15 protein-coding genes and 1 other RNA gene are annotated in these 23,816 nt (G+C 36.0%); 6 read left to right on the top strand and 10 right to left on the bottom strand.

Going from position 1 to position 23,816, the window contains the following annotated elements; genetic code table 11:
- Positions 1-131 precede the first annotated feature (131 nt).
- From dnaA to mutM, 3 genes are all read right to left on the bottom strand, one after another.
- Positions 132-1,544 (bottom strand): chromosomal replication initiator protein DnaA, encoded by a 1,413-nt coding sequence (gene dnaA / locus P856_RS02190; RefSeq protein WP_025300539.1) that lies wholly within the window; start codon positions 1,542-1,544, stop codon positions 132-134.
- A 1,342-nt stretch (positions 1,545-2,886) separates the two neighbouring features.
- Positions 2,887-3,153, bottom strand: coding sequence for a 30S ribosomal protein S20 (rpsT, locus tag P856_RS02185; protein ID WP_025300538.1), 267 nt, complete (start codon positions 3,151-3,153; stop codon positions 2,887-2,889).
- Between the two features lie 997 nt (positions 3,154-4,150).
- Positions 4,151-5,062 (bottom strand): bifunctional DNA-formamidopyrimidine glycosylase/DNA-(apurinic or apyrimidinic site) lyase, encoded by a 912-nt coding sequence (gene mutM / locus P856_RS02180; protein ID WP_081713429.1) that lies wholly within the window; start codon positions 5,060-5,062, stop codon positions 4,151-4,153.
- A 168-nt stretch (positions 5,063-5,230) separates the two neighbouring features.
- Here mutM and ubiE point away from each other — a divergent pair, with 168 nt between their 5' ends.
- From ubiE to P856_RS02165, 3 genes are all read left to right on the top strand, one after another.
- Positions 5,231-6,040, top strand: coding sequence for a bifunctional demethylmenaquinone methyltransferase/2-methoxy-6-polyprenyl-1,4-benzoquinol methylase UbiE (gene ubiE / locus P856_RS02175; protein WP_025300536.1), 810 nt, complete (start codon positions 5,231-5,233; stop codon positions 6,038-6,040).
- 18 nt (positions 6,041-6,058) lie between these two features.
- The gene (gene ubiB / locus P856_RS02170; protein WP_025300535.1) at positions 6,059-7,603 is read left to right on the top strand and encodes a 2-polyprenylphenol 6-hydroxylase; all 1,545 of its coding nucleotides are present in this window, start codon (positions 6,059-6,061) and stop codon (positions 7,601-7,603) included.
- A gap of 827 nt (positions 7,604-8,430) precedes the next feature.
- The gene (locus P856_RS02165; protein WP_044214883.1) at positions 8,431-9,096 is read left to right on the top strand and encodes an alpha/beta hydrolase; all 666 of its coding nucleotides are present in this window, start codon (positions 8,431-8,433) and stop codon (positions 9,094-9,096) included.
- Positions 9,097-9,685: 589 nt separating this feature from the next.
- Here P856_RS02165 and cysQ read toward each other — a convergent pair.
- From cysQ to hflK, 3 genes are all read right to left on the bottom strand, one after another.
- Positions 9,686-10,474: a 3'(2'),5'-bisphosphate nucleotidase CysQ gene (gene cysQ, locus P856_RS02160; RefSeq protein ID WP_025300533.1), complete on the bottom strand. Its 789-nt coding sequence runs from the start codon at positions 10,472-10,474 to the stop codon at positions 9,686-9,688.
- Positions 10,475-11,499: 1,025 nt separating this feature from the next.
- Positions 11,500-12,390 (bottom strand): protease modulator HflC, encoded by an 891-nt coding sequence (gene hflC, locus P856_RS02155; protein ID WP_025300532.1) that lies wholly within the window; start codon positions 12,388-12,390, stop codon positions 11,500-11,502.
- 4 nt (positions 12,391-12,394) lie between these two features.
- Positions 12,395-13,576, bottom strand: coding sequence for an FtsH protease activity modulator HflK (gene hflK / locus P856_RS02150; protein WP_025300531.1), 1,182 nt, complete (start codon positions 13,574-13,576; stop codon positions 12,395-12,397).
- Positions 13,577-13,725: 149 nt separating this feature from the next.
- On the opposite strand from hflK, the gene P856_RS02145 reads away from it, so the two are divergent.
- Positions 13,726-14,784: an Mrp/NBP35 family ATP-binding protein gene (locus tag P856_RS02145; RefSeq protein WP_025300530.1), complete on the top strand. Its 1,059-nt coding sequence runs from the start codon at positions 13,726-13,728 to the stop codon at positions 14,782-14,784.
- A 172-nt stretch (positions 14,785-14,956) separates the two neighbouring features.
- Here P856_RS02145 and P856_RS02140 read toward each other — a convergent pair whose 3' ends face one another.
- Positions 14,957-15,448, bottom strand: coding sequence for a dihydrofolate reductase (locus tag P856_RS02140; protein ID WP_227028698.1), 492 nt, complete (start codon positions 15,446-15,448; stop codon positions 14,957-14,959).
- 1,073 nt (positions 15,449-16,521) lie between these two features.
- On the opposite strand from P856_RS02140, the gene ssrA reads away from it, so the two are divergent.
- Positions 16,522-16,896, top strand: a transfer-messenger RNA (tmRNA) gene (gene ssrA / locus P856_RS04195).
- Between the two features lie 102 nt (positions 16,897-16,998).
- A complete protein-coding gene (locus P856_RS02135; RefSeq protein WP_025300528.1) occupies positions 16,999-17,457 on the top strand; it encodes an SspB family protein in 459 nt (152 codons plus the stop codon).
- Between the two features lie 1,359 nt (positions 17,458-18,816).
- On the opposite strand, the gene P856_RS02130 is transcribed toward P856_RS02135, so the two are convergent.
- The 3 genes from P856_RS02130 to P856_RS02120 all read right to left on the bottom strand — a co-directional run bounded on the left by P856_RS02130 (position 18,817) and on the right by P856_RS02120 (position 23,143).
- Positions 18,817-19,245 carry a universal stress protein gene (locus tag P856_RS02130; RefSeq protein WP_025300527.1) on the bottom strand — a complete coding sequence of 143 codons (429 nt, stop codon included), beginning with the start codon at positions 19,243-19,245 and terminating at the stop codon, positions 18,817-18,819.
- 13 nt (positions 19,246-19,258) lie between these two features.
- Positions 19,259-21,898 carry a TRAP transporter permease gene (locus tag P856_RS02125; protein ID WP_025300526.1) on the bottom strand — a complete coding sequence of 880 codons (2,640 nt, stop codon included), beginning with the start codon at positions 21,896-21,898 and terminating at the stop codon, positions 19,259-19,261.
- 153 nt (positions 21,899-22,051) lie between these two features.
- Positions 22,052-23,143 (bottom strand): TAXI family TRAP transporter solute-binding subunit, encoded by a 1,092-nt coding sequence (locus P856_RS02120; RefSeq protein WP_227028691.1) that lies wholly within the window; start codon positions 23,141-23,143, stop codon positions 22,052-22,054.
- Positions 23,144-23,816: the final 673 nt, after the last annotated feature.

The raw sequence follows: 23,816 nt of genomic DNA, 5'->3' as shown, positions 1-23,816 counted from the left end.
TTGCTATCATTTAATTTAATACTCTAGATAAATGTTGTATTGTACATAAAATAGCATTAGTAATAATTTATAACATAAAAACAAACCTAAACGAGTAAATTTCTCTTTATAATCAACAGCAGAAAAGATAATTATTTCTCAAGCATTTTACGTAGAATTGTAAGATCAGCGTCAAAACTATTGTTTGTTGCACGTAGCTCATCCACTTTTTTTATTGCATGCATAACTGTCGTATGGTCACGGCCACCGAATTTGCGGCCAATCTCTGGAAGGGAGTGCTGAGTAAGGTTTTTTGCTAAGTACATGGCTATTTGCCGAGGGCGAGCGATTGCTTGAGCACGGCGAGCCGAGTACATATCTGTGATATCCATTTTATAGTGTGATGCAACTTGACGTTGGATCATCTCAATTGTCAGTTGTCGATTATTCGCTTGCAACATGTCGGACAACACTTCTTGCACCATTTCTAAGGTAATTGCTAAGCCAACTAGGGTGGAGTGTGCTACAACACGGTTCAATGCCCCTTCAAGTTCACGTACGTTGGAGCTGATTTTATGGGATAAAAATTCTATAACTTTTGTCGGAATATCTACATTTACCTCTTTTACTTTAGATTGCAAAATACTCAAACGGAGTTCGTAGTCTGTAGGTTGAATATCAGCCACTAGACCCCAGCCTAAACGTGAGCGTAGCCTTTCTTCCAGCCCATCTAGATTCGTTGGGCTTTTGTCAGCAGAAATTACAACTTGGCGGTTATTGCCCACCAATGCATTAAAGGTATGGAAAAATTCCTCCTGAGTACTGTCCTTACCGCCGATAAATTGTACGTCATCAATCATTAGCACGTCTACTGAACGAAATAAATCTTTAAAAGTAACCGTGTCTCGGTACCTTAGAGCGCGAATAAACTGATACATAAACCTCTCAGCTGAGAGGTATATAACTCGTCGTTGCGGATATTTTTTGCGGATCTCCCAAGCCATAGCACACATTAGATGAGTTTTGCCGAGACCGATTCCACTATATAAAAAAAGTGGATTAAAGGGTATTGTATCACTCTCCGCTACTCGCTGAGCTGCGGCGAAAGCAAGTTCATTTGGTTTCCCAACAACGAAATTCTTAAAAGTGAAGCGATCGTCCAACGATGCTGATATAGCATTGAAGTCACCTGGTGGATCTGAAAGGATGTGTTCTTGCATCAACAGCATATTTACAATTGGCTCCTCGGCCAGGTTTGACTTTGGTAATTTATCCACTGGCCGTAGTCCATTGTTTCTTCGGCTAGTGGCGACCACCTCTACAGCTGCAATAGCTGGATCTTCACCCTGCCAAAGACCTCGTAGTCTGTCGCCGTATTGTGTGACTACCCGGTCGCGTTCAAACTTTGAAGGCATTACCAGATAGACAATTTGACCATTGCGATAAGCTAAAGTTAGAGACTTCAACCAAGCATGATACGCTGTTTCACCACATTCTGAGCGCAAACGTATTTTTACTCGCGCCCACTGAGCTGCCAATTCATCGCAATCTGCCAATTCAGACATGACGAATAATCCTAGAAAGATCGCCTGTTTGACTAGTCGGCGATGATCAACATAATGCTACAATATTTCTATTTTAGCTATATATGCTGCGATTGGCTCATCCCGCGGATTGGTATTAACGTGTTTTCTTCACATTACTTTAATAAAGAATTCTAGTATTTATTTTATCCGTAAAACTTACGAGGGAATTTTTAGCATTCTACCAAAATAATTAATCTTTTTATTATTCATAATAATTGTTAAATAATAAAAAGCTTAATTATTGTTGGAATATAAAAAGTAATTTGTATTAGATAAATAAATCAAAATTAATAATTTAATAACAAATTACAACTCATTTTATTTAGATCATCAGCTAATCTGCTGTTAAGTAGATTAGCTGATGATCTATTAGGATACTTTGTGATAATTATTGCTCAATCCTATAAATGATCTAATGTTCAGCATAAAACTTTTTACGCTTTATTACGCTAACTGCTTCATTAGTTACAATCGTGCTGGAAATTTAGATTTATATCTGCTGTCTTTAAATAAATCGCTATTCATGGCAATTTATTTAAATTGTTTTATATCGGATTATTTTGTTTGTAAGTAAATAACTTTAGCAAGAATGCCATGACTATACTAATAGTATGTTCTAATTTAATAGAATTTAAATAGACATTGTTAACAAATATATCGATTAAAATTTTTAGTATTTTAATCTGGTTAAGCAATACTTAATTTGCTTAATTAACATTTTTGCTTCGATTTTTATATCAAGTTGATAGATTTGTAAAATCTTTTGCTTGCTTAAGTATTAAGCAGTTAGCTTTTTCCAAGCTTTTTATATCGGAATAATTTCCGATAGATTTAGCGACTAGCAATATTATTTTTTTATATAGCAGTATGATACATATCAAATATTTCTAATTCGCTGAAGATAAATCGTATAATGAATAATGTAAACCAAGTAGTAGCATTTGCACTGATTTAATCAATGCAAATGCTACTACTTGGTTTACTGGAATTTTTTTTGCTTTTCTTTTTTTTGCCAAATACTAAGTAGGAATAATTAAAATGCCTAATAAACATTATAAGCGGCAAGATATTTATTATCCTTAACCAGTAAAGATATCTAGCTTATTAGAATAACTTAAAATATACTACAGCAATTTTTATGATTAGTTTGCTTGTTTACTGGAGTAGGGAAATAGCAACTTTTAGAATTTGGATAAAACAATCGTAAAAATTACAAATTTTTTAATTTGCTTGCTGGGAAGTCAAAAGCAAAAAATCACACTTTAAATCAAGTACTTAGCAAACTTAATTGACCTTTTTACAACAAGAAAATAGTGTAAACTTAAGTACTCATAGCTTTAATCTTACTATTAAGTCGAGATAAACTGCGAGCAACTTTATTACGATGCATAACTCCCTTTGATGCTCCACGATGCATCTCTTTCTGAACTACTTTAAAAACTTCCATTGCACTAGCATGATCACCAGTAGCAATTACTTTTTTTACGTTTTTGACGTAAGTCCGAATACGTGCGATACGAGAATGATTTATCTCGTAACGTTTTGCATTACGCCGTATGCGTTTTTCAGCTGAAGTATGATTAGCCAATATATTCTCTCCCTTCATAATAAATTCTATTACTAAACACATTAGTAACATTCGTTATGCCTAAGTAAACAAAGATTATCTTCACAAATGTATCATCTAAATGTCTATATCTACGATCTTACCAGTATCAAGTTGTTGGTTTTTTAAAACGATTTGATTCTTTTCTAACTATACTAAGTTTTTTATCTAAATTATATGTTTGTTCTTGAACCTAATAATTATATGTTTGTTCTTGAACCTATAATTAGATGAAAAACACACTATCGGCCTATCAAGCAACGCCTTCTACTGAGGATCGTTCAGCAATCAAGATAAAAATTATCGTCGCCCAAACATACCGGAATAATTAACATAGTATAGATTCACACAATACTATGTTAATTAAATTTGCTATTTCAATTATTCCTTCGTAGTGCTGAAAATCTTATTTCATTATTATAAAATCTAAAATGCGCTTTTTTGATTATGGTATACAAAACAAGATATTCTCACGTTTATTCTCGCATAAAACAGCGACATTTTTCTCGGATTTATCATATCAGAACTATGCTTTAATGGTCTCTAACGGAAAATACAATATTATCTAAATATTTGCAAAGATTTTTTTAACTACCATGACTACAATATATTACGATCATAATAAGTAAATATCAGCCAAATTTTACAGCAGCGAGTGAGTTAAGTAGGTACAAAATTAATAATTTTGTACCTACTTAACTCACTTTGGATAGTATTTCCCAGAAAAAATATATCAACAATACATTCTGGCTTATTAAGCCATTAATTTATCTTGTAATCTAGTAATCGCAGTTTATATGCTCGGATCTCCAGTTAAAAGATGCTTAAGCGACTAAGCTCATTTGATACAATGCTTTGGCATTTTACTTTAAACTGAAAAATAAAGCAGTGTTGATCTTGTTAGCTTAAGAATCTTAGAGCACATTAGAAAAAAAATAAACGTGGTACACTGTAATACTTATGACAACAGATTACAAGTTTAGTGCTGACATTGAGGACAATAAAAAGTTGATCTTCCGTACTGAACTGCTCGTTTCACCGATCCATGACATCCATAAGATAGACATTTTTCCCCTTCGCGATTATAGACACGAAGAAAATTCTGGAAAAATCCAGGTTTGTTATTAACTTGACGGTGATCTCTTAGACTAGATCCACCTGCAGCTATAGCCTCAGTAAGCACTGATTTTATCTCTAAAACCAATTTTTCTGCTCGTTTTTCAGTAATATTCATAGCAAGATGCGATGGTAAAATCCCGGAACGATGCAAAGTTTCAGATGCATAAATGTTACCGATTCCGGCTACTATTTTTTGGTCAAGTAGAGCTGCTTTGATTGGCACATGTTTGCCGGATAATGCAGATTCTAACATTGTACCAGAAAAGCCTTTATCCAAAGGCTCTGGTCCGATATTCTTAAGTAATTTGTGCTGCTGAATTTCACTTGTTTTATACAAATCCATCATACCAAAGCGACGAGCATCATTAAATTTTATCCAAATGCAGTCATCTGTATGACATACTACGTGATCATGAATGTCAATCAAAGGCTTTGAATCATTGAATACTAATATACGACCAGAGATACCTAAATGAATTATCCAGCTTATATTGCTATTAAGGTCGATAATGATGTATTTAGCTCGACGACGAAAACCAGTGATACGTTTACCAGTTAACTGTTCAACTATGTTCTCTGGTATTGGCCAACGTAATGTTGAGCGACGTAGTTCAATCTTAGCCAATCTTTGTCCTATTAACCTCTGGGCAAGCCCACGCATTACATTTTCTACTTCAGGCAATTCAGGCATAATAATTAAACGCACCCTAGGTAACCATTCGCCACTAACTGTTAGATCGTCAGATCTAACAGTTAGTGGCCTTGATTTCACATGAATATGAATATTCTAGATTAGAAAAGCTTATAAAATATACTACAATTAAACAAACTATTAGGGAGAATAAATAACATTAGACAAACTATATTAAGGTACAAACTATATATCATTAAGGTACAAACTATATATCATTTACTATAATAATATGGAATATATTTTAAAGTGATTAACGCAAATGGTGATGACAGCAATTTAATTTGCTCAACTGATAAAAAATTCGCTTCCGGCGCTAAAATTCATGAAGGTATGAGCAGTTTTGGGTTTACCTCTGTTACTGCAAATGAAAAAAGCTTAATGGTTCGCGAGTTGTTTGATAATGTAGCAACAAACTATGACTTAATGAACGATCTGATGAGTTTTGGAATTCACCGAATTTGGAAACAAGCATTTGTGGACTGGTTAGCGCCGCGACAGCAGCAATGGCTATTAGACGTTGCAGGTGGGACAGGGGACATTGCAAATCTTTGGCAAAAACGTGGTGGTGGGCGGGTCACGGTCTGTGATATCAACGCTAAGATGATTGCAGTTGGACAAGAACGTATGAAAAAAGATGGTAGCGATATAACGGATTGGGTAGTCGGTAATGCTGAGCAACTTCCATTAAGCGAAGGTTTAGTCGATCGCGTTACGATTGCATTTGGGTTACGTAACGTAACCAACATTGACTTAGCATTGATGGAAATGACTAGAGTATTACGTCGTGGAGGCCGTTTTATGTGCTTAGAATTTTCTCGACCAGGCGAAGGATTATTTAATTCTGTTTACGATATCTACTCTTTTAGGGTCTTACCTTGGTTAGGCGAAAAGATAGCAGATAATCGTGCAGCTTACAAATATCTTATTGAAAGTATTCGCCAATTTCCTAGCCAGCATGATCTAGCAAAGCGTATGAGCAGAGTTGGACTCGAACATATTAAGTGGCGAAATTTGTCTGCTGGGATTGTTGCAATTCATTCTGGTTGGCGGTTCTAAAGTGATACGCTAATTCCTATGATACGTTCATTGCGCAATCTAATTTTTCTATTACACATATTCCTGGTTTTGTCCAAGAATGGTGTCTTTGAACCATTAGAAACGCTAAACGGAGCACCCGCTATTTCTAATCTGGCCAAGATAGCTCGGTACTTACGTAGTTATTCGATTACCGGTCGTTGGGGTCAAAGACTTGCTGCAGCACTAACGCAGCTTGGCCCAACATTTATCAAACTTGGTCAGTCTTTAGCGACTCGTGGCGATTTAATTGGCGAAGAGGCTTCCGAAGATCTTACACAGCTTCAGGATCGTTTACCCCCATTTGACTATGCGATTGCTCGTAGTATACTAGAGCATGAATTAGGTTCACCTATTGACGCTTTGTTCTCCGAATTTAATACAACTCCGGTTGCTGCAGCTTCTATAGCTCAAGTGCACCGTGCCACTACCAAAAATGGACGTAAAGTTGCGGTAAAAATTTTACGACCTTATATTGAAACGGCGATTGCTCGCGACCTTAATCTGCTCTCTTGGATTGCTAAAATATTACAGCGTTACTTACCTAAATCTCATCGGTTTAAACCGGTTGATATTATCAATGTTTTTCGCGATACCGTTAAAATTGAGATAGACCTTCGCCTAGAAGCAGCAGCTTCCGTTGAGCTTGCGGAAAACTTTGTTGGTGATAAAAGTTTTGCTGTTGCTGAGGTTGACTGGGATCGCACTACGAGTCGAGTATTCACTAATGCATGGATTGATGGATTTCGCATAGATGATACTAAAGCACTTGCTAAGGCCAGTTTGGAGCCAACAATGTTGCTGGCTCGTGCTGCAGGTGTATTTTTTAATCAAGTCTTTCGTGACGGATTTTTCCACGCTGACATGCATCCCGGTAACATGTTAGTATCACCAGATGGTGTATTAATGCCTGTAGATTTCGGAATTATGGGACGACTTGATCTGCAAACACGATACTACTTGGCAGACACATTGGCCAGTTTTTTGTTAGGTAAATGGCGTACAGTAGCAGAAGTTCATTTTCGAATGGGTATGGTCCCAGCCAATAAGTCTATCGATCTATTTACTCAAGCTATCCGATCAGTCGGCGAGCCACTGATTAACAAGTCTATGAAGGAAATATCTGTGGCTAAATTATTCGGGCAAGTTTTACGTATCGCAGAAAATTTTGATATGGTAGCCCAGCCTCAGCTCTTATTATTGCATAAAACTATGGTAATGTCGGAGGGCGTAGGTAGAAGTTTGAACTCAAACGTCAACATGTGGGATCTAGCTAAGCCGTTAATTGAGGAGTGGATGCGCGAAAACCGAGGACCGGAAGCTCGTATAGCATTAATAAGCGCGGATATTGTGCGAGGCATTAAGCAAATGCCTTCGCTGATTCGTCAGGCAGATAAAGCACTCGGCTACATGAAAGATGGTAGCATCAAATTACACCCCGATACGATGCGATTGATTTTACAGACAAGAACTCAGCTAAGTTATTGGCACATCTTGCTAGCATTTGCTGCTGGTTGGACCTTCGGTCGATATACTATTTTTTGATTTGATATACCAAAGCGCACTTAATTTTTATTGCGCTTATATCTCACACTAAACCTAAAAATCAGCTTAAATTAATTTAAAGAAAAGTAATCATTAAGATATAATGTATTGTTGTATAATTAAAGTTTAGTTAAGATTATTTTTGTGTTCGAATCTTTTTTTATTTCTATTCGTAAGATTGTCCTTAACTTAAGTGAACTGCGCTTAGCTTTTAACCAATAATAGCTATTCCGCTGGAAGCGGATGAATTAACTCATTTAGTAGTTTGGTTTGTTTATTACATTGCTGCATTAATTTTATCTTGTGTTTAGATAATTTGCTTTTTGCAGCAGATGCTTAGTTTATAAATTTTTACCTTTCAAGCAGTATATATTGGATACTAGTTAGTGAATTTGAATTAAATAAATTCATTTATGCAATAAATTTATCGGTATTTGCTATAAAAGTGTTGTAAAATAACCTCCAAACGACCAATAGACATACTTCAAAAATGATTTCTTATTATGCGAAGAACGCTCTGCACTGTATTTGGTATGTTAGATTAAAAGCTACGCTGCTTTTAATTGCAATATTAATTACCACCCTAAATGTAAAATAGCAAAATATAATATCAATTTGAATATAATTGATTGATAAACTATATTAAACCTAAATATAATCTTATTGGGTGGGTGATCAAATATGGCTTAACAATTAAGCTAGTATTTCGATAAAATATCATAATATTTTGAGTTTTATGCTAAATTATAACAGTATATCTTATTATATGATAATTATAGCCAGTATTGATTAACTAAAAGTTGATCAATGTGACGGATGAAACGATTATGACACAAATTAAACAAATTTATGGTCCAAGTTTGGAACCATCGAGCGGCGATAAAGCAGAGGCATTAGTGGTAATGCTACATGGATTAGGAGCTGATGGAAATGACCTGATAGAAGTTGCTCGGATTTGGGCGCCAGAAATGGGTTCAGTAGCTTTTATTGCACCCCACGCTCCTTTTCCTTGCGATATAACCCACTCTGGTCGTCAATGGTTTAATCTTATGCATGATGGTGATCATAATAGCATGCATACTAGCATGCGTAAAACGGCAGAAATACTTAATCACTTTCTTAATGTTGAGCTAGATCGCTTATCTATTACTGCCAATAAACTTGCTTTAGTAGGGTTCAGTCAAGGAACAATGATAGCTTTGTATACTGCTCTACGTCGTTTGCCGCCTATTGCAGGCATTGTTGGTTATTCTGGTGCATTGATCGTCGAAGACATACCGGAAGATCCTATTACTTCAAGACCACAAGTTTTGCTGATTCATGGTACTTTAGACAATGTCGTGCCATTTAGTGCCATGGAAGCGGCACAGAGTTCTCTTACATCTGCTGGCATAACAGTAACATCTATTTCAAGGCCAGGCATTGGCCATAGCATCGATGAGGGTGGTTTAAGCTCAGGAGCAGCTTTTTTGAGTAAAGTTCTTAAAAAGTAAAGCAAATCCTGCATGATTTTCCCTAAATAAAAATAAAATAAGCTTCACAGCTTACTCTACGCGTTTGCTTTTAACAGTTAAAATTGTACTAGTCATATGCTACAATATTGTCAATATTTGGGTTTTTAGAATCTGCGTTGATCAAATCAACTACCTTTCTGCGAGTTACTTATCGTAAGTCGTTTTATTATTCTAATATTTAACTATTGGGTAACTCGGAAAATGAAACTTGACTATATTAATAGCTGATTAATTAGATGACAGTCAACCAAAAAATCTTCTTTCGAAGAAAAGTAAGTAAGAATTTTTAGATTATGCGCTCACTAAAAGCAAAAAATTTTATTTTTTTGACTATTTGCCAATCCTAAAGTTTTATAGTTTTTAAATAAATTAATTTATCGCTCTTATCTAAACAAAAAGATTAGTTTTCTCAACTATTATTACATGTAAACTACAATACTAAAATTAGTTTTTATTTGTTTTTAGATCTAACAACGGCAAAATTATTTTTAATAATAGTATTGTAGTTAAATAATAGTATTGTAGTTAAAATAGTGTACTGGTCTAAAGTGTACTGGTCTAAATTTACTCAGAGGCCTCGAGCTATGAACTTTTCGTTAAGAAAGTTTGGCTTACCGTAATCAAATCGACTACCGTCAAATTTTGTCATTGTTCCTCCAGCTGCTAGCAATAAAGCATGACCTGCGGCCGTATCCCATTCCATTGTAGGGCTAGTTCTGGGATAAATATCAGCATCACCTCTAGCAATAAGAGCAAATTTTAAAGCAGAGCCACGTAACAGGATTTCTTTCACATGCATTTTCCTGATGTAAGCATCTAACTCTGGATTCTGACTATTGCGACTAGCAACTACGCTTAGTTTATCCGGAAGAGATTTACGAACAGCAATCATTTTCCGAGTACCGTCTTTGCACTCTTCCCATGCGCCTTCACCTAGTATACCACCCCAAACTATGCCATTTTCAGGTGTATGCAAAGCACCAAGAATGGGAATACCATCCCAGATCAATCCGATATTGACCGTGAAATCAATACTATCATTAACAAATTCCTTGGTGCCATCAAGCGAATCAACTAACCAAAACCTTCCATAAGAAATATCGGGTATCTCACCAGCTTCAAAACTTTCCTCAGCCACCACCGGAATATTTGGGGTAAGTAAATTAAGGTTTTTTACGATATAAGTATCGGCTGCTTGATCAGCAGCAGTAACAATGCTACCATCCATTTTAGTGGAAGTCACAGTGCCAACACGATAATAAAACAACTCAATTTGTCCAGCTGCTCTAGCTAGGATAGCTACAGCGTTTAGCAGAGCTACCTTATCTGCTGGATCGGTTGCTGCAAATAAGGGCATAAACTTTACTTCCTTTACTGCTACAGTATCGATAATAAAAATCTAAAAATAGATCCCGGTACAATATTAAGTAAACAAGAGCATTTTAATAACAGTTGATCATATCTGCATGGTAAATTATAATATTAAATAAGTTGACATCTAACAAAAAATAATCTTTGTTGCGCTAAATCCATCTTGTAATAAACTATGTAAATAAAAAATTACTAAATAGTTTAGAAATTATCGTAATTATTGCTAATATAAGTTAGCCATTAAGTTAAAATTCTTTTTAATGATCTTAATACACTTTACGCGCTACCTATAAGAGTGTCTTATAAATTGAAGCAACCTTCTAGAAAGGTCATTATCTACGATACAATTTTAACTAAAAAATAGTTTTAACTAAAAATAGTCTTAAGTTAAATTTAAGTAAAAATTGTTAAACTGATTAAATAATACTACCAATATTAATTAAATATAAGAATTAATTAAGTTTAGTAAAAAAGTAAAGCCTTATTATTAAGTTAAATGTAGTCTCAATATATTATTTTATTTATACCTTAATAGTAATGTAATTACTAATTATTCCTATACTGCTTTAGATATCTTTGGTAAATAAGCAAAAACTGTATACCTAAGTTATAAAAAGCAGTCCAATAATCTTATTTTTTATCGAACTAACTTAGAATCTTGTTCGAAATAACTTTTTTATCCAACAAGATAGTATTCCGCAAAAGTTAATTTTTTCACTAAAGCAATAATAACAGAAGGTGGGTTATATATTAGATTAATATACAACCCAGTTTTTAATGATCTAATATTTTACAACACTAAGATAAAAGATTATCATAATGAAATAAATATTTTTAATTCATAGCTTAGCTATATATCTAAATCATGAAATTAATCACTAACAAAAAGCTAAATTTTCTATTTATAGACCATATCATAAAACAGTACTTTTAACTAATAAAAATACACAATCATTATCATAGAATAAATTAATATATTTCATTATATTTACTATGCCTAATAATTCTAAATTACTGAGCATCCATAGATGGTTTATTACTAGCTATGGAATTAAAATACTTAAAAAACGCACTATTCAGGGAAAGCACCATTGTGGTATCACTATTTCCATGGTTCACCATCTTCTTATACGCTTGCATGGACCAATAAAAATCAAAAAACGCAGGATCGCGACTGAAAGCATCGGTATAAACTTTTATCGCTTGACCATCACCCTGACCGCGTAAAATTTCTGCGTTTTTTTGAGATTCTGCAACGATAACCGTGCGTTGTTTGTCAGCATCTGCCCGAATTTTTTGCGCTTGCTCACTCCCTTGAGCGCGAAACTCTCTTGCTTCACGCTCTCGCTCAGAAGTCATACGATCGAATATATTTTGCTTAGTCGCATCCGGATAGTCAGCTCTACGAATGCGTACTTCAATTATCTCCATACCAAATCGCTGTGCGCTATCGTTTACCTCAGTTTTAATATTAGTCATAATTCTAGCACGCTTCTTAGACAAGACATCAGCTAATGTTTGGTTGCCCAGAACACGTCTTAGTGAAGAGTTGATAATTATTGACAGTCTTGAAGCTGCTTCACTTTCAGCACGTACTGCTCGAAAAAACTGTAACGGATCAATAATTTTATAGCGAGCGTAACTATCTACATCAAGACGTTTTTGGTCAGCTAGAATTACTTGCTGGCGCGGCGGATCTACATCAAGCGCGCGACGCTCATAATAAGTGGTGTTCTCCGCCAAAGGAATTTTGAAATTAATACCTGGTTTTCGAATTTCGCGAACCGGTTCACCAAAGAGCACTACTAATGCTTGCTCGGTTTCATTAACAACAAATAAGGACTGCGAAAGAATGACACCCATCCCGACTAAGATGCAAATACTGGTAATTACCCAGTTCATTTAGTTACTCCCCCCCCCCTTTTATTTTAGGGCTACTATCTTTCGTTAAACGATTATTGCTGAATAATTTATGAATTTCTGGTAGGTGTAAATAAGGTATAACACCACTATTCTTAACGTTATCGTCAATGATTACTTTATTTATGTTTGATAGAATTTCTTCCAAAGTGTCTAGGTAGATACGTCTAGTTGTCAGTTTTTTAGCTCGTTTATAAGCTTCGTAAACTGAGCTAAATCGATTAGCGTCCCCTTGAGCCCGGTTAACTACTTCTTGGCGATATGCATCGGCGTTTTCAATTATTTGGGCGGCTTCCCCTCGGGCTCGAGGCACCACGTCGTTTCGATAACCTTCTGCTTCATTTTTGAGTCGCTCCAAGTCTTGTCGTGCTCGCGTGACCTCGTTGAAAGCATCGATTACTTGAGCAGGTGGATCAACCTCGTTGAGTTGAACAGAGCGGATCTCTATGCCAGCCTGATATTCATTAACCAATAACTGAAGTTGTTCCTGCGCAGAGGTTTCAATTGCACCACGACATTCAGTTAGAGCATCCTGAATCTTTGTATTGCCAACGATATCACGCATTACTGCTTCAGCAGAAACCTTCACAGTTTGTTCAGGATTATGCAAGTTAAACAAAAAATTACTGGCATTGCGAATACGCCAAAATACCACAAAATCAATATCAATAATATTTTCATCGCCAGTGATCATTTGGCTTTCCTCTGGAACGTCCTGTCTAGTGTTTGTGCGTTCATTAACTCCGGAACGAAAACCAATTTCAATCCTATTTTCGCGAGTAACATCCGGAAGGAATATTTCACCAATTGGAGTTGGCCAATTCCATTGCAGGCCAGGTCCTTTTGGAATACCTTGATATTTGCCAAGAACAAGTTCAATACCCTGTTGGTTTGGCTGTACTCGATAAAAACCAGATATCAGCCAAATAAAGGCAACAATAAAAATTGCCAAAATAATAAACCTAGGACTAATAAAACCACTTGGCATCATATCGCGAAATTTTTGCTGCTGACGACGTAACATATCTTCGATATCATTCTGGCTCGGTCCCTGACTACCTCCTCCATTTCCTCGAGAGCGCCCCCAAGGTGAATTGATAAGCCCTCCACTTTCGTTGCTCTCTCCCCAGGGACCTCGTTTACGTCCTCCTTGATCCCTCCAAGGCATAGCTATTCCTCTCTATATTTGAAGCGGGAAAAGTAGTATACTGCCGGCGCGTTTATAAGGCACAGCTGAATAATCTAATATCCCAAATGCTGGGTTTGTAGTATGTTACAACTTCCAGTATGTTGGCGAAATGGCAGGGATTTCAACCTATGACAATGGTTTACAAAGAATCTATTCAAAATGCTTTAGCAAAAGTAGTTGATCCGACTTCCGGAGCTACATTACTCACAGTCGCTAAGGTATCAGGATTAGTAATCAACGAAGGTAATGTTAGCTTCTCGCTAGAGGTAGATCCAGCCAAGGGGCATGCCATGGAAGGTCTACGAAAAGCTTCGGAAGCTGCTGTTCTGTTGATATCAGGCGTATCATCAGTAAAAGCTGTACTTACAGCGCATCGCGGTACTGTTCATCCCCAACAAAATCGTATACCACCACGCCAAGCGATACCAAAAATTAAATCCATTATCGCTGTTGCTTCTGGCAAGGGTGGAGTGGGCAAATCAACCGTTGCTACTAATTTGGCAATAGCTCTTTCCGAAAATGGTTTGAAAGTAGGTATGCTGGATGCTGATGTTTATGGCCCTTCATTACCGCGCATGATGGGTATTAAACATAAATCTGAGATTTTTAAAGGTAAAAAAATATTGCCGTTAGAAAATCACAGGATTAAATGCATGTCAATAGGCTTTTTGACAGCAGAAGATACACCAACTATTTGGCGCGGGCCAATGGTAATGGGTGCTTTAGAACAAATGCTTCGTGACGTTGAATGGGGTGAATTGGATCTACTTGTAGTTGACATGCCTCCTGGCACTGGGGATGCTCAGATTACTATGGCCCAACGAGTTCCTATGGCTGGCGCGGTAATTGTTTCTACACCGCAAGACATTGCCTTGATTGATGCGCGCAAGGGGCTTAATATGTTTCGCCGAGTAGCTGTTCCAATTCTAGGAATTGTAGAAAATATGAGCTATTTTATATGCCCTTGTTGTGGTAAGCGCAGCGATATTTTTGGTTACGAAGGAGCACGTATAGAAGCCAAAAAACTAAGTGTACCATTCTTGGGTGAGATACCTCTGCACCTTGACATCCGAGTAGCTAGCGATAATGGCACTCCGATAGTTGCTTCCAAACCTTTAACTTCACATGGAACAGCATTTACTAATATTGCTAATAAAGTAAAATTAGCCATCTCTGGTTCTTGTTAACACACAACAACGACCGTTTATAAAACGCTTTATCGAATAATGATATTGTGTGGTTATTTAGCTAACTCGCAAACAAATTTTTTATTTAACACCAACTAACTCATAGTTGAGGAGAGTTTTGCTCAGACGTTTTACAAGTTGCTTTTACTAAATTTTAATATTAATTAACTTTTTAACGATTGTAGTATCGTACCTGGGCGCGCACATAAGTAGTAAAAGTAAATGCCGGTCGACTATCTTCAGCTACATGATTTTCTCTCCAGATTTCGCTCCAAGCAAACCAATTAATCTTTGGAAATTTAACATCACCACACGCCTGTGAATGTATAAAAGTAAGAGATAAAGAATCAGCCAAAGGAATAGTTAAAGCAAAGATTTCGCTTCCGCCAATGATAAATATTTCCTTTTCTTCACTACATACTGCGATGGCAGTATCCAAATCTTTTACTCGATATGCTCCATTTGCAACCCAGTTGATATCACGAGTTAAAACTATTGATCGTCGAAGGGGCAGAGGGTAGCCAATTGTCTCCCAGGTACGGCGACCCATTAATATGCTGTGACCCAGTGTAAGACGTTTAAAACGAGCAAGATCCTTAGGTATTGACCAAGGTAACCCAGCATTACTACGACCGATTACCATGTTGTCAGCCATTGCCGCAATGATAGTAATTTTAGTGATTTTATCCTCATAGATTTAATCAAATAACTAGCGTGCTAGTTTATTTGATTGGTCATAAAAATGAAGTCTATTGACTGGTAAAAACAAGAAAATATTGCTTTACTTTCTTCTCTATTAGTATCTAGGTTTCATTAGTATCTAGGTTTCATGAATTCTTACATTCTTATAGTATACTCCCAAATCCAGATTTAATATTAATCTGCTTTGTTATTATGAATTTCAATATAGGCAAATTAATTATCGCAATGCTGTGCTAGTTTGTTTTGGATTATTTATGCGCATAAGTGTAAATCAAGGCTCATAGATAAATTTTGTTCTATTTCTAAATGTAGAATTTACATAACTTGAGAGTACTTTCTTAGTAGTTAAAGCAAAGACTATCAAAGTTATTCATTGATATTATTTGGTTAGTTGATAACTAAACAAATCCTTTTCTAGATCAGGCTACATTCAATCATAGCGAATCATGAAAACCCTTAGGTAAGAGCAGGATTTTTATCCATATAATTATTACTAATACTATTAGTTTTTCATCAAAGAACAAAAATCAGTTTTTAGATTAAATTGGCTGAATCTTATCATCGATTAAGTGCATTCATTATACCATATGTCTATGATTTTTACTTGTCATAAATTTAAAAATTTTAAGATATCTTTGTTTTCTTTCTAGGTGATATGTTATAATTATTAACCAGGAATTAGCTGTTGTTATAATTATTAACCAGGAATTAGCTGTCGAAATTTAACGCCTAAATTCATTGGTTTTGTCTGCTTGTAAACTCAGTAATTTCATTCGTTATGGGCGATGAATAGCAAATTCTATAGTAATTTTTCTAATCTTTCGTTTTTATTAACAACCCTACTAGAACGATCGGAGTAAGTTCATAGCTCAAACAAAGCATGATAACTAAAATGCTTGCCTGTTTTATTGTGGAGATTAATCAACATTTCATTTTTTTAAATTATTAAATTTACAATAAAAATCTTTTGAATAAAAATGCAATTCAGGATTATTTTTACTTGAAAAAATATTTATAATGTAGTCTTTTTTGATACCTCTTTAATAATCTTTAACAAAGACTACATTATTGTTCGTCAGATCTTAACGTTCGACTATGGCGATAAATGGTGCTCGGAATAAGCGCAGCGGAACCGGGGGCGGTACCCGGCGCCTCCACCATGAGTTGTATCTATATTATGGATAGCAGGTTTTTAATGGGGGCGAAATAGAGTCGACGTGCGTAATAAAGGGTCACTTTTTGCTCGGTATTGTTCCACCGTTATCGGGCTTTCATACTAGTTGCGAACGACAACTATTTTGAGGCTCGCCTGGCTGCGTGATGCGGCTCGGCTTCCTCTAACTAATTCGTTTTGGATTTTTGCCTAAAACGTGAGGCTTGCGAGCCGCCTAGCAACAGAAGGCTCGTGCTTTTTAGATTACTTGGCAGATTTGGCTAGAAATTTTTTCTGAAGATCAACAAATCTCCTTTTAATCTGTCTTAGGACTAAAGATCATAGATGCATTAAAGCAAATGGACGAGGATATTTTTCGATACGACTTAATGGTCGAAACCGCCTTGCGTGATGTAGTTAAGCAAACTCTTAAGCTAGTTGCGCGGCATGGTCTTTCTGATAATAGAAGTTTGTATATTACATTTAAAACGCGTGCTAATGGAGTAAAAATTCCGAAGTATTTATTTGAGCGTTATCCAGATAAGATGACTATTATTCTACAGTTCCAGTTTTGGAATCTGGAGGTAATGGAGGATAAGTTTTTACTAATGCTGAGCTTTAATAATGTACTTGAGTCAATAGCAATTCCTTTTGAGGCTCTTACTAGTTTTGCTGATCCTTCTGTTCAATTTGGCTTACAATTTGAACAAATAGCTAGTCGGAATATTGCACAGAAGGGAGAAGTTTCTGTAGAGAAAAATACCCCTAGTTTGCTTGCTGATGTAGTTTTTTTAGATCAATTTCGAAAAAAGAAATAAAAAATATTTATAATCGATGATAAATTCAATGCCCTTACTAGTGAATTTCCAAATTTGTAATAACAATTTGGAAATAAAATTAAAAGAGTTTGTGCTGATCAAGATATCTAGTTTTATCCCTTTGGGATGAACAAAGCAAGAAATTTCTAAAAAACAATCGGTCTTATGACGAAGAATAAATTGTTTGTAGTGCTAACAAAGCATAAAGTATTTGTGTCACTTTCATAAAGTAGCTTTTTTATTTGAGAAAAATAATAATAAACATGTCATTAGTAAATTTATTCATATATTGTGCTGGCTTTTGATTTCAAAAACGATAAGATTTTCTTTTTCGAAATGCATATGTCAACTTGTGATTTACATTTTTAGCGATATTTACTAATATACTACCTAGGAATTTTGTGTCAATTTTCGCTGCTCTTGTAATAAAATGCTATTTACTTAGCTGAAGAAATCGCTAAATACAACGTGTTTGCTTTTTTGCTTATCGCACCCTGTGTGTTTTTTTATTTACCCTTCCCTGAGTAGGCGCATTATTTTTATTGACCTTCTTAGTAATATTAGTAAAGTAGTATTAACATTACTATTTGTTTAATGTTTTTAATGTGATGATATCCATGAAAGAGCTATCTAACAGCTTGTCAACATCAAACTAATTTTAATAGCCAAAATAAGTAGAAAAGTTGATTAAATTTGCCTATATCTGTTAGATAGTTTAATTTTTATGATAAATTGACTCATTAAATCCCTATACGTTAAAATAGCATTAGCTTGTAACGCAAATTAACTAGTATTGCAATTTAATAATTCAATTAAAAGCTAATTAGCTAGTCTAGTTATATGATAATCATACAAAGATATTAAGATAATTTCTGCCTAACAATCTGGGTATGATCGACTAAATTATTAATCCACACATAATTTAATTTATGTTTGCAATAAAAGTACTTTATGTTCTATTTTAAATTTTAAGTTAAATGTGTTATCTATGTGCTCAACTAGCATTGATATTTCTTTATAAATACTGATTATTAACCTTATCTGATAAAATCTATAGAATGCAAATTAAAGTTTTTTAGTTCGGTTCTAATATTAATAATCTGGTTTTTTATAATGATGTTTGAATAATCAATTGCTTAAATAAAAAAGTATGCAATACTGCTTCAATATTACTGTATTCAAAATCTTTTAATATGCTTAGTAATAATAGTGAATGGCACTAGCATAAAGCTAAAATATAGTATATTATAGGCAACTATATGATTTAGTTAATAATTATAAGTAAACTAATAATAGATTTTAGCAAAATATTTATTCAATAAAATTAAAAAAATTAATCATTTATAATGCACTTCATCCTTAATCACGAATAATCATTACTGAACATGAAGCATGGCGAACAACTCTTGCTGCGTTTGGTCCCAATAAAAAATCTGATAGCTCTGGACGATGTGAAGCCATCACTATAAGATCACATTTAGTTTGCTGAGCAGCCTTAACGATTTCTTGATAAATAGTCCCATGAGCGACCACATGCTGAAGCTTTACATTAGAAGGAATTCTTTTTTCGCAAAAATTACGTAACTGCTGACGAGCTACTTCTATGGCCGCACTCTCAAAGTTTTTAGGGAAAAAACCAGCCACTATACCTGAATGAACTTCTGGAACTACGGTTAAGACATGTAATCGAGCATTAAATAATTTGGCTTGCTCGACAGCAATCGCAACAGCCTTTTCTTGAGTTTGCGGAGATACCAAATCTATCGCTAGCAAAATATCTAAAAACATATCGCTGGCCTTTTTAAAATGCTAATAATGCAGTACGTCGATTTTGTAATGCGATGACTAACCAAAGCAGCAAAAGTGCAGGAATATAAAATACCTCTTTTGGTAAACGATGTGCCTTAACATAAACCTCGGAGATATGTACTGGGTTATCGTTGTCATAAAAGTCAAAATCTCCCAGCTTTTGAGTTAGAATATTGCTAGAATTAACAAATTGGAGTGGTTCGTCCAATTTAGCGATGCCATTTTCCACCCTTACTAGTATGCCTGCATTCCTTAACCTATCTAATCCATCAGCACATGCCCCAAGAGGTACCACGATAGTAGTAGTATAACCTGCTGAATTTGATTCATCTACGCTAGGCCCTCTTATGACCAGACGCAGCTCACTATTTTTAGGTAATTTGTGTGCTGTTTCAACAACACGTATCGGCTCAATTCTCTCAAATGGATCTTCAATCAGGTCAAGCCAAAATCCGGGACGAAATAAGGTAAAGGCTACGAGGAGTAATGCTAGCGCTTCCCACAAACGATTCTTAGCAAAGAAATACCCCTGAGTGCCCGCAGCAAACAGTAACATTGCAGCAGTAGCAATCATAAATACAAACACAGCTTCCAGCGAACTAACATCGATTAATAGTAAATCAGTATTAAAGATAAATAAGAAAGGGAGTGCTACCGTGCGTAAGGAATAGTAGAAAGCAGTAAAACCAGTGTTGATCGGGTTAGAACCAGAAATTGCAGCTGCAGCAAAAGAAGCAAGACCAACAGGGGGGGTAACATCCGCTAATATACCGAAATAAAAAATGAACAAGTGCACTGCTATCAGAGGCACAACTAAACCGTTTTGTGCAGCAACCTTAACTAATACGTCAGCCATTAAAGAAGAAACCACGATGTAATTAGCCGTGGTTGGTAAACCCATTCCTAGGACTAAAGAAAAAATTGCTACCAGCACCAACATAGCCATCAAATTACCGCCAGAAAGATATTCGATAAACTCACCAACAACCTGGTGTGCACCAGTCAGCGAGATGGTACCGACAATAATTCCCGCTGCCCCGGTAGCAACCGCAATACCGATCATGTTACGAGCTCCGGCGATTAATCCTTCCAAAATCTCCGATAAACCACGTGTTAATCCTTTAGATAAGCCCCCAGATTTACGAAACATCGCCTTCAGAGGATGCTGAGTAATCAAAATAAACAGCATTGCTGCGCTTGCCCAATAGGCGCTAAGTCCAGGTGATAATCGCTCAACCATCAGAGACCAAACTAATACTACAATAGGCAGCAAAAAATAAAGGCCTGATAGAATTGTCGGCCTTATCTCTGGTAGACTAGTAACTGGAGCGTTAGGATTATCCATTTCCAGTTCGGGCAGTCGAGCAGCTATTGCCAACAATAAAATATAAGCCACTACAAACAAAATGCACACGGCATAAAAACTGAACTCACCAAATATTCTTTTAGTCCAACCAAGCGAATAATAAATTATTGCAGCTGGAATAGCGATAGCAAGAAACCCAGTTAGCAAGCCTATAATAGTTTCTAGCATTGAGCGCGGGAGACCTGGTTTTGTTAGTCCTTTCATATTAGCTTTCAAGGCTTCTAGATGTACTATGTATAGTAGTGCTATATAGGAGATCGAAGCTGGTAAAATTGCATGACGGACTACATCAAGATAAGTTACGCCAACATATTCTACCATAAGAAAAGCTGCTGCCCCCATAACCGGTGGCATAATCTGACCGTTAACTGAAGAAGCAACTTCCACGGCTCCGGCTTTATTTCCAGAAAAGCCTACACGCTTCATTAATGGTATGGTAAAAGTACCTGTAGTAACTACATTAGCGATTGAAGAACCGGAGATTAGTCCAGTCATTGCTGAAGAAATTACTGCCGCTTTTGCTGGGCCACCTCGCAGATGTCCCAGTAAAGCAAAAGAAACCTTTATTAGGTAATTACCTGCGCCAGCCTTGTCAAGCAATGAACCAAATAAGACAAACATGAATACCATTGACGTTGACACGCTGAGAGCAACACCGAAAACACCTTCGGTTTGCATCCAAAAATGCCACATGGCCTTTCCATAAGAGCCACCCTTCCACTGAATAACTTCTGGAATAAATGCTTGGTGACCAAAAAAAACGTAAGTAAGAAATACCAAAGCGACTATTACCAGCGGTAAGCCGAGTGCTCTATAGGTACAGATCAAAACCAAAGCGATGCCTAACGTCGAGATCAATAAATCCACCTCGTTAGGCAATCCAGCTCGTGTTGCTATTTGATTTTCGAACAATATCAAATAGCAACACGACATTACTCCAAGAACTGCCAAAATCCAATCGTACCACGGGACCCGATCACGTGGTGAAGACTTAAATAGCGGATAAGACAAAGCGGTAAGGACAAAGGCAAAAGCTAGATGTATGGCTCTGGCGCTGTCGGAATTAAAAACTACTTGGAGGCCTGTGATATCACTAAGAATGAACGGAAAATTAGATGCGTAGTACAACTGAAATAGAGACCAAGCCAGTGCCAGCCCAGCTAGTAGCTTAGCTACAACCCCCACAAGTACCCTGTTGCCAGTATCAGTAGAGGCGACGAGATCTTCAAGATCGACAGTTTTAGATGTGCCGTTCTGATTATTCATAATTTCCGGATCCTTTAAATCACAGGAAAACGTGTCAGATAATATGGCAGCATATTATTATGAAAAATTACTTATTTTTATTCAGCACCGAAGCTCCGAATGTTTTGCCAAACAAACAAAGCCGAAATGGAGAAAGCAAGACATCATACTGGATTACATCAAACCAAGATCTTTATAAGCTTTAATCGCTCCTGGATGGAGGGGAGCAGATAAAGCTTCTTTAATCATCTCTTCGGCCTTGAGGGTGGCAAAAGCCGGATGCAGTTTCTTAAAATCTTCTAAATTGCTAAATACGGCTTTGGTAAGCGTATAAACAACCTCATCGGAAACTTTAGATGAAGTGAGTAAAGTAGCACCTACACCGAAAGTATTGATATCATTCGAATTACCTGGATAAATATTACCAGGAATTGTAGCTTTGCGATAGTAAGAATGATCAGCAACCAGTTTATCGAAAACAGGACCTACAACACTTACCAAGTTAGCTTCACAAGTTGACATAGTTTCGGATACTATAGCTGCTGGATGACCGACCATCCAGAAATTTGCATCGATTTTATTATCACACAAAGCTTGAGCAGTCTCGGCAGATTTAAGTTCGGCAGCAAGTCTTAAATCATTTCGTTTCCAGCCTAGGGCCTGCTCTATAATTTCCCAAGTATTGCGTGTGCCAGAGCCGGCATTGCCGATATTTACTCTAGCGCCCTTCAAATCAGCAAATGTTTTGATATTTGCATCTTTGCGCGCCACTATAGTCACTGGTTCGGCATGAAGAGAAAATACGCTGCGTAGTTCCCTGAATGGACTGACATTCTCAAAGCTACCTTTGCCATTGTATGCGTTATATTGTACGTCCGATTGAACTATGCCGAATTCGAGTTCGCCTGCATGGATGATATTTGCGTTATAAATCGAACCGCCAGTAGCTTCTACAGAGCAACGTATACCATGCTTTTTACGATCCCGATTAATCAATCTGCATATTGCTCCTCCGGTTGGATAATAAACGCCAGTGACTCCACCAGTACCTATAGAGATAAACTTTTGACCTTTAGAGATAGGCTGTTGACTTTGCGCTGATACTAAAGAAAAGCCGAAGATAACAATCGTGCTAACTTCCAACAATACAGCACAGGTTGCAATAACAAGTCGCTTCATATGAATTTCCCGCAAATAACAATGACTTTTGCATTGAGAAAATATCCACAAACGTTTGGCTGCAATCCAAGAACTGAGCAAAACCACAACCCTCTACTTGAGAAGCAGATCTATAGTATTATTTTACTCTTGAATTACATTAGTCAACGTACCGTATCTTGAATACAGTGTCAACGTACCATCAAAAAAAACAAACTAGCCTATATAAAATAACTAGCCTATATAAAATAAGCAGATTAGCCTTTAAATGAGATGTTAAGCAGATTAATTGAGATATATCATCTCCAAATAATAATTGAGATATATCATCTCCAACTTTATAAAGTATTCTTATTTCAATAGCAGCAATACTTCGTAATAATAGCAGCAATAGCAGCAATACTTCGTAATAATAGCCTCATTAATATCAAGTTATAGCCTCATTATATCAAGTCAAGATTTTAATTTTTCTAGACGAATTTCTCCATGTACCAACTTGCACATTGTATTTTAGATAGTCACATCATATATTCAGTACTTAATATATTCAGTACTTAGTTCGGCCTTCGTTTATTTTATCAACCGTAGCAAGCAAAAATCATAGTTGATATGTTAGATTTTACATAAGCTGATATTTAGATTAGTTAATTAGTTCGATGTTAGATTAGAGATTATGGAGATTTAGATATTGAGGAGATTATTGATATAGAGATTATTATTATAGAATTATTTATTATTATAGAGATTATTAATAGAATACTTTGATCTTAGAAATAGAATA

This window comes from Candidatus Endolissoclinum faulkneri L5 (genome assembly GCF_000510265.1).
GTDB lineage: Bacteria > Pseudomonadota > Alphaproteobacteria > Thalassobaculales > Thalassobaculaceae > Thalassobaculum > Thalassobaculum faulkneri_A.
This window is presented reverse-complemented; position numbering and strand designations above follow the sequence as displayed.

Excerpts from the sequence above, each read along its gene's own strand:
- P856_RS02125 (WP_025300526.1), bottom strand. The coding sequence starts at position 21,898 with ATGAATAATCAGAACGGCACATCTAAAACTGTCGATCTTGAAGATCTC.
- hflC (WP_025300532.1), bottom strand. The coding sequence starts at position 12,390 with ATGAACTGGGTAATTACCAGTATTTGCATCTTAGTCGGGATGGGTGTC.
- P856_RS02165 (WP_044214883.1), top strand. The coding sequence starts at position 8,431 with ATGACACAAATTAAACAAATTTATGGTCCAAGTTTGGAACCATCGAGC.
- ubiB (WP_025300535.1), top strand. The coding sequence starts at position 6,059 with ATGATACGTTCATTGCGCAATCTAATTTTTCTATTACACATATTCCTG.
- hflK (WP_025300531.1), bottom strand. The coding sequence starts at position 13,576 with ATGCCTTGGAGGGATCAAGGAGGACGTAAACGAGGTCCCTGGGGAGAG.
- P856_RS02135 (WP_025300528.1), top strand. The coding sequence starts at position 16,999 with ATGGACGAGGATATTTTTCGATACGACTTAATGGTCGAAACCGCCTTG.
- cysQ (WP_025300533.1), bottom strand. The coding sequence starts at position 10,474 with ATGCCCTTATTTGCAGCAACCGATCCAGCAGATAAGGTAGCTCTGCTA.
- P856_RS02145 (WP_025300530.1), top strand. The coding sequence starts at position 13,726 with ATGACAATGGTTTACAAAGAATCTATTCAAAATGCTTTAGCAAAAGTA.
- dnaA (WP_025300539.1), bottom strand. The coding sequence starts at position 1,544 with ATGTCTGAATTGGCAGATTGCGATGAATTGGCAGCTCAGTGGGCGCGA.
- P856_RS02130 (WP_025300527.1), bottom strand. The coding sequence starts at position 19,245 with ATGTTTTTAGATATTTTGCTAGCGATAGATTTGGTATCTCCGCAAACT.